This window comes from Streptomyces sp. NPDC127595, assembly GCF_042671685.1.
Lineage (GTDB): Bacteria > Actinomycetota > Actinomycetes > Streptomycetales > Streptomycetaceae > Streptomyces.
Genome location: NZ_JBHXWK010000003.1, coordinates 394,676 through 408,999, shown reverse-complemented (window position 1 = coordinate 408,999; position 14,324 = coordinate 394,676). Strand labels below are relative to the sequence as shown.

Here is a 14,324-nt window from a genome sequence, read left to right as displayed (position 1 = left end):
TTATTGTCTTGCATCTATTACCTGTGGAAGATTAGATTGGTGGCCATGACACAGGCTCCTGCGGCGTCCAAGGACGTCCGACGCCGACACGACCGAGAGATCGTCGCACTGGCCGTTCCAGCCTTTGGCGCACTTGTCGCCGAGCCACTCTTCCTCATGGCCGACACCGCGATCATCGGCCACCTCGGCACAGCCCAACTGGCCGGCCTCGGCGTGGCCTCCGCCCTCCTCATGACGGCCGTCGGCGTCTTCGTCTTCCTCGCCTACGCCACCACGGCCGCCGTCGCCCGCCGCGTCGGCGCGGGAGATCTGCGCGCCGCGATCCGTCAGGGCATGGACGGAATCTGGCTCGCCCTGCTGATCGGCGCAGCCGTCATAGCCATCACTCTGCCCACGGCACCGGCCCTGATGGAACTCTTCGGCGCCTCGGACACAGCCGCCCCGTACGCCGTCACCTATTTGCGCATCTCAGCACTCGGCATCCCGGCCATGCTCGTCGTGCTCGCGGCAACCGGCGTCCTGCGCGGACTCCAGGACACAAAAACCCCGCTGTACGTCGCCGTCGCGGGCTTTGTCGCGAACGCCGTCCTCAACGTCGGTCTCGTCTACGGTGCCGGCCTCGGCATCGCAGGTTCCGCCTGGGGCACCGTCATCGCCCAGTGCGGCATGGCCGCGATCTATCTGTACGTCGTCATCCGCGGCGCCCGCCGGCACGGCGCCTCCTTGAGACCCGATGCCGCTGGGATACGCGCCTGCGCCCAAGCCGGTGCGCCCCTGCTGGTTCGCACACTCTCGCTGCGAGCGATCCTCATCATCGCCACGGCGGTGGCCGCACGTCTCGGCGACGCCGACATGGCGGCACACCAGATCATCCTGTCGCTGTGGAGCCTGCTCGTCTTCGCACTCGACGCGATCGCCATCGCCGGGCAGGCCATCATCGGACGCTACCTCGGCGCGGGCGACGCCCAGGGCGCCCGGGAGGCCTGCCGCCGCATGGTCCAGTGGGGAATCGCCACAGGAGTCGTACTCGGCTTGCTGGTCATCGCCGCTCGCCCCCTGTTCCTCCCCCTGTTCACCAGCGACTCGGTCGTCCAGAACGCCGCACTGCCCGCCCTGCTGCTGGTCGCCGTGTCGCAGCCGATCAGCGGGATCGTCTTCGTCCTGGACGGAGTCCTGATGGGTGCGGGGGACGGGCCGTATCTGGCCTGGGCGATGCTGCTCACTCTGCTGGTCTTCGCTCCCGTGGCGCTGCTCGTACCGGCACTCGGTGGCGGCCTCACCGCACTCTGGGGAGCGATGACGCTGATGATGACAGTCCGGATGATGACCCTGTGGCTGCGTTCCCGCTCGGGACGCTGGATCGTCACGGGCGCGACGCGCTGAGCGTTTCACGTGAAACCTCCCGCTTGTTTCACGTGAAACAGGAGAGAGCCGCGCCACCGGGAAGCCCAACCGTGCCGTCGAAGCACGAAGAAGGGCCGCACCCAGTCGGGTACGGCCCTTCCCTCAGCAATGCCGAGTGCGGCGTCAGGCCGCGACGACCTCGATGTTGACCTTGGCGGCAACCTCGGGGTGCAGACGCACGGACGTCGCGTGGGCGCCCAGGGTCTTGATCGGCGCGCCCAGCTCAATGCGGCGCTTGTCGACCTCGGGGCCACCGGAAGCCTTGATCGCCGAGGCGATGTCGGCCGGGGTGACGGAACCGAAGAGACGGCCGGCGTCGCCGGAGCGAACGGCCAGGCGGACCTTCACGCCTTCGAGACGGGCCTTGATCTCATTGGCCTGCTCGATGGTCGCGATCTCGTGGATCTTGCGAGCACGACGAATCTGCTCGACGTCCTTCTCGCCACCCTTGGTCCAGCGGATCGCAAAGTTCCGCGGGATCAGGTAGTTGCGAGCGTAACCGTCCTTGACGTCGACGACGTCGCCCGCGGCACCGAGGCCGGAGACCTCGTGGGTGAGGATGATCTTCATGTGTCAGTCACCCTTCCCTTATCGCGCGGTGGAGGTGTAGGGCAGCAGCGCCATCTCACGGCTGTTCTTCACAGCCGTGGCGACGTCACGCTGGTGCTGCGTGCAGTTGCCGGTCACGCGGCGGGCACGGATCTTGCCGCGGTCGGAAATGAACTTCCGCAGCATGTTCGTGTCCTTGTAGTCCACGTACGTGACCTTGTCCTTGCAGAAAGCGCAGACCTTCTTCTTAGGCTTGCGCACAGGCGGCTTCGCCATGGTGTTTCTCCTGTGTGATCAAGAAGTTGGGGTACGAGCCCCACCCCTTAGAAGGGGGGCTCGTCCGAGTAGCCGCCGCCAGAGCCGCTGGAGCCGCTTGAGGCGCCAGAGCTTCCGCCCCAGCCACCGCCACCGCCCTGGCTTCCACCGGCGGGAGCGCCGGTCGCCCAGGGGTCGTCAGCGGGGGCGCCGCCGCCCTGCTGCTGGCCGCCGCCGGAGCCTCCGCCCCAGCCACCGCCCTGCTGGCCGCCGCCGCCACCGCCGCTGTATCCGCCCTGGCCGCCTCGACCCGTGGTCTTGGTGACCTTGGCCGTGGCGCTCTTCAGGCTGGCGCCGACTTCCTCGACGTCCAGTTCGTAGACCGTGCGCTTGACGCCCTCACGGTCCTCGTAGGACCGCTGCTTCAGCCGGCCCTGCACAATGACGCGCATGCCTCGCTGAAGCGATTCGGCGACGTTCTCCGCCGCCTGACGCCAGACCGAGCAGGTCAGGAACAGGCTTTCGCCGTCCTTCCACTCATTGGTCTGACGGTCAAAGGTGCGGGGAGTGGACGCGACACGGAACTTCGCGACCGCCGCACCGGAAGGGGTGAAGCGCAGCTCGGGGTCGTCGACAAGATTGCCGACGACCGTGATGACGGTCTCGCCTGCCATGGGGGAACCTCTCGGCGGGTTTGCTGCTGGCTGCTGGTGCTGCTACTCGATGCCCGAGATCAGCTGAGCTGGAAAGCTCAGTGGGTCTCGGGACGGAGGACCTTGGTCCGGAGGACCGACTCGTTCAGGTTCATCTGTCGGTCGAGCTCCTTGACGATCGCGGGCTCAGCCTGCAGATCGATGACCGAGTAGATGCCCTCGGGCTTCTTCTTGATCTCGTAGGACAGACGACGACGGCCCCAGGTGTCGACCTTCTCGACCTTTCCGTTGCCCTCACGGACGACGGAGAGGAAGTTCTCGAGCAGCGGGGAAACAGCGCGCTCTTCGAGATCGGGGTCGAGGATGACCATCACTTCGTAGTGACGCATGTGGAACCCACCTCCTTTGGACTCAGCGGCCACGGTCGTTCCGTGGCAGGAGGGTTGTGATGCGTACGCAACGGTATCGGCCGCCACTGACAATCGGGCTCCCCGAACGGCGAACCGAGCGGGTTTCCCTCTCGTGACCTGGCCTTGGCCTGGGCAGACACCGGTGCAGAGGGTACAGAGTACCTGCACAACGGCTTCCGGTTGAAATCCGACCGGGTTGGGCGTCAATCTGTACACATCGGGTGTGTATGGCGCTACGATGCGCCGCCTTCCGCAGGAGGTGCCATATGGCACAGACATTGCGACCCAACACCGTCGGTTCTCTGCTCGCCACCGACCACAAGCCCCACCCGCTCCAGGACACGCTGGTCGGGCTGACCCTGGTGCTCGGCTTCACCGCCTTCATCACGGCGCAGTTCCACAGTCTTCATCTGCTCAGTTCCTGGACAGGCCTGGTGGGCATCCTTACCGGCGCCGGCGGACAGTTCATCTCGGAGACGACACGGGAGCGCTTCGGGCTGATCCTGGGTCTCGGTGCCGCGGGCGTCGGTTTCTTCCTGGGTATGGCACATGGCGGTCTGTTCGGCGGCGTCATCGGCTGACGGCCCGCCAGAAGGCCGAACAACACCTCAGGACGTCCTGGCCGCGTATCGGTCGGGGCGCAGGTTCCATACGGCCAGACGGGGCGCTCGCGGGGCGCAGTAGGCTTCGGCGCGAGAGCCGGAGCCCCTGTACCCATGGGGACACACCAGCCCGAGGAGCGCCCCGAATGAGCCTGACCCTGAGGACCATCAGCCGTGAGCAGCATCTGGCGTACATCCAGAGTCTGCCCGCGGCCAGCCACATGCAGGTCCCCGCCTGGGCAGACGTCAAGGCGGAGTGGCGCTCCGAGAACCTCGGGTGGTTCGATGACAAGACCGGCGAGATCGTCGGGGCGGGGCTCGTGCTGTACCGCCAGCTCCCCAAGATCAAGCGCTATCTCGCGTACCTGCCCGAGGGTCCGGTCATCAACTGGTTCGCCCCGAACCTCGACGACTGGCTGCAGCCGATGCTCGCGCATCTCAAGCAACAGGGCGCCTTCTCCGTGAAGATGGGTCCGCCGGTGATCATCCGGCGTTGGGAGGCCACCTCCATCAAGGGCGGCATCCAGAACCCGGACGTGAAGCGCCTGCGCGACATCGAGGCGGACTTCATCGAACCGCGCGCCTTCGAGGTCGCCGACAAACTGCGCCGCATGGGCTGGCAGCAGGGCGAGGACGGCGGCGCCGGCTTCGGCGACGTACAGCCGCGCTACGTCTTCCAGGTGCCGCTCGCCAACCGCTCCCTGGAAGAGGTTCACAAGAACTTCAACCAGCTGTGGCGCCGCAACATCAAGAAGGCCGAGAAGGCGGGCGTCGAGGTCGTCCAGGGCGGCTACCAAGACCTGGAGGAGTGGCAGCGGCTGTACGAAATCACCGCGATCCGCGACCACTTCCGGCCCCGCCCGCTCTCGTACTTCCAGCGCATGTGGACGGCCCTCAACACCGAGGACCCCAACCGCATGCGGCTCTACTTCGCCCAGCACGACGGCGTGAACCTGTCCGCGGCGACGATGCTGGTCGTCGGCGGACACGTCTGGTACTCGTACGGCGCCTCGGACAACATCGGGCGGGAGGTCCGGCCCTCGAACGCGATGCAGTGGCGCATGCTGCGTGACTCGTACGCGCTCGGGGCGACCGTCTACGACCTGCGTGGCATCTCCGACTCGCTGGACGAGACCGACCACCTCTTCGGTCTGATCCAGTTCAAGGTGGGCACAGGCGGGGAGGCCGCGGAGTATCTCGGCGAGTGGGACTTCCCGCTCAACAAGCTGCTCCACAAGGCGCTCGACATCTACATGTCGCGCCGCTGACCCGGCCGGAGCCGCATGTCGCGCCCTTGACCCGGCCCGGTATGGCTCCGTCGGTCCGCCGAATCCGCCACAATTTCCGTTCATACCTCTGATACACCGCAGCCACGAGAAAGGTTCCGGGACCGGCCATGGCGCTCACGCTCTACGTCGACACCGCGCGCTGGCGGGCACACCACAAGCAGGTGTCCGAGCAGTTCCCGGGGCTCGTCCCCGTCTGCAAGGGCAACGGGTACGGCTTCGGCCACGAGCGCCTCGCTGACGAGGCCACCCGCCTGGGCTCGGACGTCCTCGCCGTCGGCACCACGTACGAAGCCGCCCGGATCAAGGACTGGTTCGGTGGTGACCTGCTGGTCCTGACGCCTTTCAGGCGGGGCGAGGAGCCGGTTCCGCTGCCGGACCGTGTGATCCGCTCCGTGTCGTCCATCGACGGCGTGTACGGCCTCGTGGGCGCCCGCGTCGTCATCGAGGTGATGTCCTCGATGAAGCGGCACGGAGTGAGCGAGCAGGATCTGCCGCATCTGCACTCCGCCATAGAGAACGTCCGGCTGGAGGGCTTCGCCATCCACCTGCCGCTGGACCGCACCGACGGCTCGGACGCCGTCGAGGAGGTCATCGGCTGGATGGACCGCCTGCGCGCCGCCCGTCTGCCGCTGCACACGATGTTCGTCAGCCACCTCAAGGCCGAGGAGCTCTACCGTCTCCAGCAGCAGTTCCCGCAGACCCGCTTCCGCGCTCGCATCGGCACGCGGCTGTGGCTGGGCGACCACGAGGCCACCGAGTACCGCGGAGCCGTCCTGGACGTCACACAGGTCTCCAAGGGCGACCGCTTCGGCTACCGCCAGCAGAAGGCCGCCTCGGACGGATGGCTGGTGGTCGTCGCGGGCGGCACGTCGCACGGTGTGGGGCTGGAGGCCCCGAAGGCGCTGCACGGCGTCATGCCTCGCGCCAAGGGCGTCGCCCGCGCCGGCCTCGCAACGGTCAACCGGAACCTCTCCCCGTTCGTCTGGGCGGGTAAGCAGCGCTGGTTCGCGGAGCCCCCGCACATGCAGGTCTCGATCCTCTTCGTGCCCTCTGACGCCACCGAGCCGAAGGTCGGCGACGAACTCGTGGCCCATCTGCGGCACACCACCACCCAGTTCGACCGCGTCGTCGAACACTGACCTGCGGAAGACGACACGCTCGACCCAGTGGAAAGGCCGTACACGGACACCGTGTACGGCCTTTCACGTGGCTTTCCTTCGCCCTGTTCGCTCAGGGCGAACGGTCTCCAGTAGTGGCACTCCCACTGCCCCAGTCCACCTGAGGCCCGTCGAAGTGCGCGGCGTGCCGTGGCGGATGAGCAGCGGCCCCGAACACGAAGACGTCCTCCGCACCGTCCAGCACCCCGCCCGACGGATCGTCGTCACCGGCGCGGCGCACCATGTCCCGCTCGGGCAGGAAGATGTCACGTACGACCACGGCGCACAGGTACAGCGTCCCCAACAGGTGGACGGCGATGGCGACTTGATACCCCTCGGTCGGCAGGCCCTTGTGTGCGTCACCGCTGGTCGTGTAGGCGAGGTACATCCAGATACCCAGGAAGTACGCGACCTCGCACGCCTGCCAGATCAGGAAGTCCCGCCAGCGCGGCCGGGCCAATGCGGCGAGGGGGACCAGCCACAGTACGTACTGGGGCGAGTAGACCTTGTTGGTGAGGATGAAGGCCGCGACGATCAGGAAAGCGAGCTGAGCGAAGCGGGGGCGGCGGGGAGCGGCGAGGGTGACCGCGGCCAGGCCCAGGCAGACGAGCAGCATCATGATCAGCGCCCAGGCGTTCGCCGTGTCGGCGGTGATCGTGATCTTCAGCCAGTTCGAGAGGAACAGGAAGATCGAACCGAAGTCGACTCCCCGCTCCTGGCTGAAGCTGTAGAACTTCGACCACCCCTCCGGCGCGAGGTACATCACCGGAAGGTTCACGAGGAGCCAGGCTCCGACGGCGCCCAACAGCGCGGTCCCGAACTCACGCCACCTGCCCGCCCGCCAGCACAGCAGGAAAAGCGGTCCGAGCACCAGGAACGGGTAGAACTTGGCGGCCGTGGCGAGCCCGATGAGCACACCGAACGCCAGCACACGGCCTCGCGACCACATGAGCATCGCAGCGGCCAGGAGGGCCACGGCGAGGAGATCCCAGTTGATGGTGGCCGTAAGCGCGAAAGCGGGCGCGAGAGCGACCAGTAGGCCGTCCCAGGGCCTGCGACGGTGGGTACGCGCGGTGCATACGGCGATGACCGCCGCGCACACCATCAGCATCCCGGCGTTGACCATCCAGTAGATCTGCTCCTGGTCCTGGATGCTTCCGCTGCCTGGTGTGAGCCAGGAGGCGACCTCCATGAACACGCCGGTCAGCACCGGGTACTCGAGGTACTCCATGTCGCCGGGGAGCTTGTCGAAGTACGGCACGAGACCGTCGGCGAAGCCGCGTCCCTGGTAGAGGTGCGGGATGTCCGAGTAACACGCATGCGTGTACTGGGAGCTGGCCCCGAAGAACCAGGCGCCGTCGTAGCACGGCAGTTTCTGCACCATGCCAAGGGCGAATACGCCGATCGCGATGAGTGCGACAACCCGCACGGGAGTCCACCAGGACGTCCCGAGCAGGGCCCGTCGTCCGATGGGGCCGCCGATCAGCTCACTGCCGGTCGCGGCCACCTCGTCTTCCTTGGTCGGCCGTACCAGCTCTGGCTCGCGCACGCTCGCTCGCGTCGTCTCTGCACTGGGCATGGCGCACATCCTGCCGTACGGACCTGAGTACACGACGAGGGCCGCCGCACCTGATAGGTGCGACGGCCCTCGTTTCACGTGAAACGGTGTGTTTCACGTGAAACACACACGGAGGCGGCTATCCGCTCGACCCTCCGAAGAGTCCTCCATTGGCGTTCCCGTTACTTGTGTTATTGCTGGTCGACTCAGATGGAGTGGCGGACGCCCCTCCGTCCGTACCTCCCGTATCCGTACCGCCGGTGTCTGTTCCACCGGTGTCGGAGCAGTTGAAGTCGAAGTTGCCGCAGGTCTCACTCGTCGAGGGCGAGGGAGCGGTCGTAGTGGGCTCCTCGCTGGGAGTCGGCGTGGCCGTCGGGGTCTCCTCCACGCTCTCGGTGGGCGAGGGGGTCACGCTCGGACTCGGAGTGTCGTTGAGGACCTCACCGATATCCTTGGGCGTCGGGAAGTCCTCCGCCTTCTCACCCTTGAGCGCCTGTTCCATGTAGTCGTGCCAGATCTGGGCCGGGAACGAGGCGCCGTGGATCTTCTCCTCGCCGCCCGTGCCGTACATCTCCAGGAACTCGCGGTTCTTCTTGGTCTCGTCGTCGTCCATGCGATACATGCCGATCGCGGTCGACAGCTGCGGGGTGTACCCGACGAACCAGGCGGACTTGTTGCCGTCGGTGGTACCGGTCTTACCGGCCACGTCCCGGCCCGTCAGCTTGGCCGCGGTACCGGTTCCCTTGTCCACCACGGTCTTCAGGACGTCGGTGACGTTGTCGGCGACATCCGACGTGAAGGCCTGCTTGGCCGCGCCCTCGTGCTGGAAGACGGTGCCGTCCTGGTCGGTGACCTTCTCCACCGAGTACGGATTGTTCTGCTTTCCGCTGGCCGCGAAGGTGGCGTAGGCGCCAGCCATACGGATCGCACTCGGATCGGACGTACCGAGGGAGAAGGACGGGTAATCGGCGCCGGCAAAGCTGGACTCCAGGATGCCCGCGTCGCTGGCGGCCTCCTTGACCTTGTCGAGGCCGACGTCCATTCCCAGCTGGACGTAAGCGGAGTTGACGGACTCGCGCATCGCCTCGCGGAGGTCAATGTCGTAGCTGGGCGCGTTGTACGACTCACCGCCGTCGTTCGTCTGCAGCCACTCCTTGCCTTCCTTGTCCGTCCAGACGGTGTGGTCGTAGTCCTGGATCTTGAGCTTGTTCTTGCCGCTGTACAGGCTCTTCGGAGAGACCTTGGTGCGCTCGTCCTGCGGCTGAGCCGCGCCGCCGTCGGGGTCCCGAACACCCCACGACATGGCTGCAGCCAGCACGAACGGCTTGAACGTCGAACCGACCTGGGCACCGGTGGCGTCGGCGTTGTCCGTGAAGTGCTTGGTCGCGTCCTCGCCGCCGTAGATGGCCTTGATCGCGCCGGTGTCGGGGTCCACGGAAGCCCCGCCGAACTGGACGAAGGTGTCGGTCTGGGGGCGCTTCTTGGGATCGATGTTCTCCTCTTGGACCTTCTTCACCGAGGCTTCGAGCGCGTCGACCTTCTTCTTGTCGAAGGTCGTATGGATCTCGTAGCCGCCCTGCTGAAGCTGCTCCTGAGTGATCCCCGTCTTGTTGTTGATGAGGTAGGAACTGGCCAGGTCGACGAGGTAGCCGACCTGTCCGCTCAGCTGCGCGTTCGACCGCGGGCTCTGGGGCTCGGGGAACTTCGTGAACTCGGCGCGCTCCGCTGCGGTCAGGTGCCCGTCCTTGACCTCTTCGTCGAGGATCCACTTCCATCGAATCTGGGCGCGCTCGCGGTTGGCCTGAGGAGTGGCGGCCGGGTCGATCGACACGGCGCCCGCGGGGTCGTAGTACGTGGCGCCCTTGAGCATCGCCGCCAGGAAGGCGCACTCGCTCGCGTCCAGGTCCGTGGCGTCCTTGTCGAAGTAGGCGCGTGCCGCTGCCTGGATTCCGTAGGCGTTGCGCCCGTAGTACGCGGAGTTCAGGTAGCCGGCCATGATGTCCTCCTTCTCCATGGAGGTACCGACCTTTATGGAGACGAACAGCTCCTTGAACTTTCGCGAGATCGTCTGCGACTGGTCGTCCAGCATCGCGTTCTTCACGAACTGCTGGGTGATCGTGGAGCCACCCTGCGTCTGACCGCCCTTGGCCATGTTGTAGAAGGCTCGGGCGATACCCATCGGGTCGACGCCGCTGTCGGTCTCGAACGTCTTGTTCTCGGCCGACATGACCGCGTATCGCATCTCCTTGGGGATCTGCGCGTAGCTGATGATCTGGCGGTTCGTCTCGCCACCGGTGGCGACCATCTGACTACCGTCGGCCCAGTAGTAGACGTTGTTCTGCGCCTCGGCGGTCTTGGCGACGTCCGGGATGCCCACCAGGGCGTACGCGACACCCGCCACAGCCACCATGCTGCCGCAGAAGCCGATGAACAGCCCCGTGACCAGTTTCCAGGACGGAACCCAGCGCGCTGCACCGTACTTGCCGGCACGCGGATAGTCGATGATGCGCTTCTTGACGGGCCCGGTGCCGCGGCCTCGGCCCCGGCCGGGCCCGGTCGGGCCACCGGGTCCACCGCGTCGGCCTCCGCCTCCGGAGCCGCCATTTCCGGCGCCCTCGGCGCCTCTGCGCCGGCTGGCGCCACCTCTCTGCGCCGCACGGCGGGCCTCGGCACGGCCACCGTACGAGCGCTCCTCTTCACCCCCCGACCCATAGGAGTCGGAAGGAGACTCGGTGGCGCCACGCGGTGCCGCGCGGCGGCCGGAGGCCGAGCCGGACTGGCCGCGTCGGGCCGCGGCACGTCCGCCTTCCTGCGACTGCGGCAGTTTGCGACGGTGCTCGCTCATCGAACGATTACTCCTCGGGCAGGCGCACCCATGCACGCCTGGAAACGGCAGCGGCTGGTTTCCGGTCCCCCCGAAGTACGGATGCGGTCCTCATCGCATTCATCCGTACTGCACCGAGGACGGTGACGTCCTCAGACGTCACTTGGTTCCCCGTGGTGTGCATGCCGCACAGACTACGCACCGTCAAAACCTGCCGAGGGCCGAAGTTCACCCCAAATCAGGCAAGTTGCTTCGTATGAATCAGTGATGTGACGCCGTTCACCGTGACCCCTCTTGCCGCATCCGAGTGGCCGTTCTATCGTGTCGATGTATCGAGTCGATACATCAGCTCGGCATAAAGACCGTGCCGAGGCGACAGCGACAGGGAGGAGGCGACGTGAGCCGGCGTTCCGGGATCCTCGAGTTCGCCGTCCTCGGCCTGCTCCGCGAGTCTCCGATGCACGGCTATGAGCTGCGCAAACGACTCAACACATCGCTGGGTGTGTTCCGTGCCTTCAGTTACGGAACGCTCTACCCCTGCCTCAAGACGCTGGTCGCCAACGGCTGGTTGATCGAGGAGCCAGGGGCGGCCACACCCGAAGACTCCCTCGCCGCTCCACTCGCAGGGCGTCGCGCCAAGATCGTCTATCGATTGACGGCGGAAGGTAAGGAACACTTCGAGGAGCTGCTCTCCCAGACGGGTCCCGACGCATACGAGGACGAGCACTTCGCCGCTCGCTTCGCCTTCTTCGGGCAGACGTCACGCGACGTACGCATGCGCGTACTGGAGGGCCGCCGCAGCCGCCTCGAGGAGCGCCTGGAGAAGATGAGCGCCTCTCTGGCGCGGACCCGGGAGCGCCTCGACGACTACACGCTCGAGCTCCAGCGCCACGGAATGGAGTCCGTGGAGCGCGAAGTGCGCTGGCTGAACGAGCTCATCGAGAGCGAGCGGGCAGGACGGGACGTCAAAGGTCCCGCCTCCGAAAGCTCCGCTCAGCAGGACAGCACATCTGGCGAGGCGGGCGGCCTGCCCCGGCACCGGGACAGCTCCCGGCCGGATCCGTCCGACGACACCACCACGTGAGACCCGTTCGGGGTTTCACCAGTACATACAGGGAGCAATCGGAATGGGTTCGGTTCGCGTAGCCATTGTCGGCGTGGGCAACTGCGCCGCCTCGCTGGTGCAGGGCGTCGAGTACTACAAGGACGCCGATCCGGCGGCCAAGGTGCCCGGCCTGATGCACGTCCAGTTCGGCGAGTACCACGTCCGCGACATCGAGTTCGTCGCCGCCTTCGACGTCGACGCGAAGAAGGTCGGCCTCGACCTCTCCGACGCCATCGGCGCCAGCGAGAACAACACCATCAAGATCTGCGACGTCCCGAACAAGGGCGTCACGGTCCAGCGCGGCCACACCCTCGACGGTCTCGGCAAGTACTACCGCCAGACCATCGAGGAGTCCGACGAGACCCCGGTCGACATCGTCCAGACCCTCAAGGACAAGCAGGTCGACGTCCTCATCTGCTACCTGCCCGTCGGCTCCGAGGACGCGGCGAAGTTCTACGCCCAGTGCGCCATCGACGCCAAGGTCGCGTTCGTCAACGCCCTTCCGGTCTTCATCGCCGGCACCAAGGAGTGGGCGGACAAGTTCACCGAGGCAGGCGTCCCGATCGTCGGCGACGACATCAAGTCGCAGGTCGGCGCCACCATCACGCACCGCGTGATGGCGAAGCTGTTCGAGGACCGCGGTGTCCGTCTCGAGCGCACCATGCAGCTCAACGTCGGCGGCAACATGGACTTCAAGAACATGCTGGAGCGCGACCGCCTCGAGTCCAAGAAGATCTCGAAGACGCAGGCCGTCACCTCGCAGATCCCGGACCGCGACCTGGGCGAGAAGAACGTCCACATCGGTCCGTCGGACTACGTGCAGTGGCTGGACGACCGCAAGTGGGCGTATGTGCGTCTCGAGGGCCGTGCCTTCGGCGATGTCCCGCTGAGCCTGGAGTACAAGCTCGAGGTCTGGGACTCCCCGAACTCCGCGGGCGTCATCATCGACGCCCTGCGTGCCGCGAAGATCGCCAAGGACCGCGGTATCGGCGGCCCGATCCTCTCCGCGTCGAGCTACTTCATGAAGTCCCCGCCGGTCCAGTACTTCGACGACGAGGCCTACGCCAACGTCGAGAAGTTCATCAAGGGCGAGGTCGAGCGCTAGCAAGACACTGAGGTGCGCGCCAAAGCTCATCTCCTCGAAGGCTGTTGAGGGTCCCCGGGCATTCCGCCCGGGGACCCTCCTCGTATGTGAGGCTGTGCCCATGGCTGTCGTACGTGATCTGCGCGTACTCCTGCGCTTCCAGGGCTTCAGGCGCCTGCTCGGCGTACGGCTGCTGTCCCAGGGCGCCGACGGGGTCTACCAGGTCGCGCTCGCCACGTACGTCGTCTTCTCACCCGAGAAGCAGACCTCGGCGGGCTCGATCGCCTCCGCCATGGCCGTTCTGCTGCTCCCGTACTCCCTCATCGGCCCGTTCGCGGGTGTCCTGCTGGACCGTTGGCGACGCCGTCAGGTCTTCCTGTACGGCAATCTGCTGCGGGCGGCGCTGGCGTGCGTGACGGCCGTCCTGATGCTGAGCCATGTCCCGGACTGGCTCTTCTATGTCTCCGCGCTGTGCGTCACTGCGGTCAACCGCTTCGTCCTGTCCGGCCTTTCGGCCGCGCTGCCCCGCGTCGTCGACTCCGACCGGCTCGTCATGGCCAACTCTCTGTCGCCCACCGCCGGGACGCTCGCCGCGACCACGGGCGCCGGGCTCGCGTTCGTCGTACGGCTGGTCGCCTCGGACTCCGACGCGGCGGTCGTCCTCGTCGGAGCAGCCCTGTATCTGTGCTCGGCCCTCGCGTCCCTGCGCCTCGCTCCGGAACTACTGGGCCCCGACCGGCAGTTGGTGCCCTCAAGGCTGTCCACGGCACTCACGGGCACCGCTCGCGGTCTCGCAGCGGGCGTGCGCCATCTGGCCGAGCCCGCACGCCGGGAGGCGGCCTGGGCGCTCATGGCAATGACGGTGATGCGCTTCTGCTACGGCGCCCTGACCGTCATGGTGCTGATGCTGTGCCGCTACGCCTGGACATCCGGCTCGGACGACGAGGGGCTCGCGCTGCTGGGGTTGGCCTTGGGTATTTCGGGGGCAGGGTTCTTCGTCGCGGCCGTGGTGACGCCCTGGGCGGCGGGACGGCTGGGCCCCGGCGGCTGGATCGTCGCGTGCGCCGGCACCGCCTCCGTCCTGGAACCAGCGCTCGGTCTACCGTTCGCCGCCACCCCGATGCTGCTTGCCGCCTTCATCCTGGGGCTGTCCACACAGGGGGCGAAGATCGCGACCGACACGATCGTGCAGTCCTCGGTCGACGACGCCTTCCGCGGCCGGATCTTCTCCGTCTACGACGTCCTGTTCAATGTCGCCTTCGTCGGTGCGGCCGCAGTAGCCGCGTTGACACTGCCTCCGGATGGACGTTCGGCCTCTCTCGTCGTCACCGTGGCAGTGCTCTACGCGGCAGTGGCTGTCCTATTGGCTCGCCTCAAAGCACGGCGGGTAGCACCTCAGTCGTGAGGGGCGATGTTTCACGTGAAACACCGCCC

The 14,324-nt window shown here is 66.6% G+C and carries 13 protein-coding genes; 7 read left to right on the top strand and 6 right to left on the bottom strand.

What is annotated here, in order from left to right:
* Positions 1-45 precede the first annotated feature (45 nt).
* Positions 46-1,383, top strand: coding sequence for an MATE family efflux transporter (locus ACFVKT_RS12855; protein WP_385730608.1), 1,338 nt, complete (start codon positions 46-48; stop codon positions 1,381-1,383).
* A 144-nt stretch (positions 1,384-1,527) separates the two neighbouring features.
* Here the strand turns inward: ACFVKT_RS12855 and rplI are convergent, their stop codons facing one another.
* From rplI to rpsF, 4 genes are all read right to left on the bottom strand, one after another.
* Positions 1,528-1,974 carry a 50S ribosomal protein L9 gene (rplI, locus tag ACFVKT_RS12850; RefSeq protein WP_266458477.1) on the bottom strand — a complete coding sequence of 149 codons (447 nt, stop codon included), beginning with the start codon at positions 1,972-1,974 and terminating at the stop codon, positions 1,528-1,530.
* 18 nt (positions 1,975-1,992) lie between these two features.
* The gene (gene rpsR, locus ACFVKT_RS12845) at positions 1,993-2,229 is read right to left on the bottom strand and encodes a 30S ribosomal protein S18 (protein ID WP_003949403.1); all 237 of its coding nucleotides are present in this window, start codon (positions 2,227-2,229) and stop codon (positions 1,993-1,995) included.
* 47 nt (positions 2,230-2,276) lie between these two features.
* Positions 2,277-2,882, bottom strand: a complete 606-nt coding sequence (locus tag ACFVKT_RS12840; protein WP_385730606.1) for a single-stranded DNA-binding protein — start codon at positions 2,880-2,882, stop codon at positions 2,277-2,279.
* Between the two features lie 77 nt (positions 2,883-2,959).
* On the bottom strand, positions 2,960-3,250 hold the full coding sequence (rpsF, locus tag ACFVKT_RS12835; protein ID WP_385730604.1) for a 30S ribosomal protein S6: 291 nt from the start codon (positions 3,248-3,250) through the stop codon (positions 2,960-2,962).
* Positions 3,251-3,537: 287 nt separating this feature from the next.
* Between rpsF and ACFVKT_RS12830 the strand changes: the two genes are divergently transcribed.
* From ACFVKT_RS12830 to ACFVKT_RS12820, 3 genes are all read left to right on the top strand, one after another.
* Positions 3,538-3,852: a hypothetical protein gene (locus ACFVKT_RS12830; RefSeq protein ID WP_385730602.1), complete on the top strand. Its 315-nt coding sequence runs from the start codon at positions 3,538-3,540 to the stop codon at positions 3,850-3,852.
* Between the two features lie 167 nt (positions 3,853-4,019).
* Complete coding sequence (gene femX, locus ACFVKT_RS12825; RefSeq protein ID WP_385730600.1) at positions 4,020-5,141, top strand: peptidoglycan bridge formation glycyltransferase FemX; 1,122 nt, start codon at positions 4,020-4,022, stop codon at positions 5,139-5,141.
* A 128-nt stretch (positions 5,142-5,269) separates the two neighbouring features.
* Positions 5,270-6,301, top strand: a complete 1,032-nt coding sequence (locus ACFVKT_RS12820; RefSeq protein WP_385730598.1) for an alanine racemase — start codon at positions 5,270-5,272, stop codon at positions 6,299-6,301.
* 91 nt (positions 6,302-6,392) lie between these two features.
* Here the strand turns inward: ACFVKT_RS12820 and ACFVKT_RS12815 are convergent, their stop codons facing one another.
* Positions 6,393-7,898, bottom strand: a complete 1,506-nt coding sequence (locus ACFVKT_RS12815) for a glycosyltransferase family 87 protein (RefSeq protein ID WP_385730597.1) — start codon at positions 7,896-7,898, stop codon at positions 6,393-6,395.
* Positions 7,899-8,016: 118 nt separating this feature from the next.
* Positions 8,017-10,722 carry a transglycosylase domain-containing protein gene (locus ACFVKT_RS12810; protein WP_385730595.1) on the bottom strand — a complete coding sequence of 902 codons (2,706 nt, stop codon included), beginning with the start codon at positions 10,720-10,722 and terminating at the stop codon, positions 8,017-8,019.
* Positions 10,723-11,098: 376 nt separating this feature from the next.
* Here ACFVKT_RS12810 and ACFVKT_RS12805 point away from each other — a divergent pair, with 376 nt between their 5' ends.
* The 3 genes from ACFVKT_RS12805 (at position 11,099) to ACFVKT_RS12795 (ending at position 14,295) form a co-directional block, all read left to right on the top strand.
* Entirely contained in the window at positions 11,099-11,785 is a 687-nt protein-coding gene (locus tag ACFVKT_RS12805) for a PadR family transcriptional regulator (RefSeq protein ID WP_385730593.1), read from the top strand.
* 43 nt (positions 11,786-11,828) lie between these two features.
* Positions 11,829-12,911 (top strand): inositol-3-phosphate synthase, encoded by a 1,083-nt coding sequence (locus ACFVKT_RS12800; protein WP_385730591.1) that lies wholly within the window; start codon positions 11,829-11,831, stop codon positions 12,909-12,911.
* 100 nt (positions 12,912-13,011) lie between these two features.
* Positions 13,012-14,295 carry an MFS transporter gene (locus ACFVKT_RS12795; RefSeq protein WP_385730589.1) on the top strand — a complete coding sequence of 428 codons (1,284 nt, stop codon included), beginning with the start codon at positions 13,012-13,014 and terminating at the stop codon, positions 14,293-14,295.
* Positions 14,296-14,324: the final 29 nt, after the last annotated feature.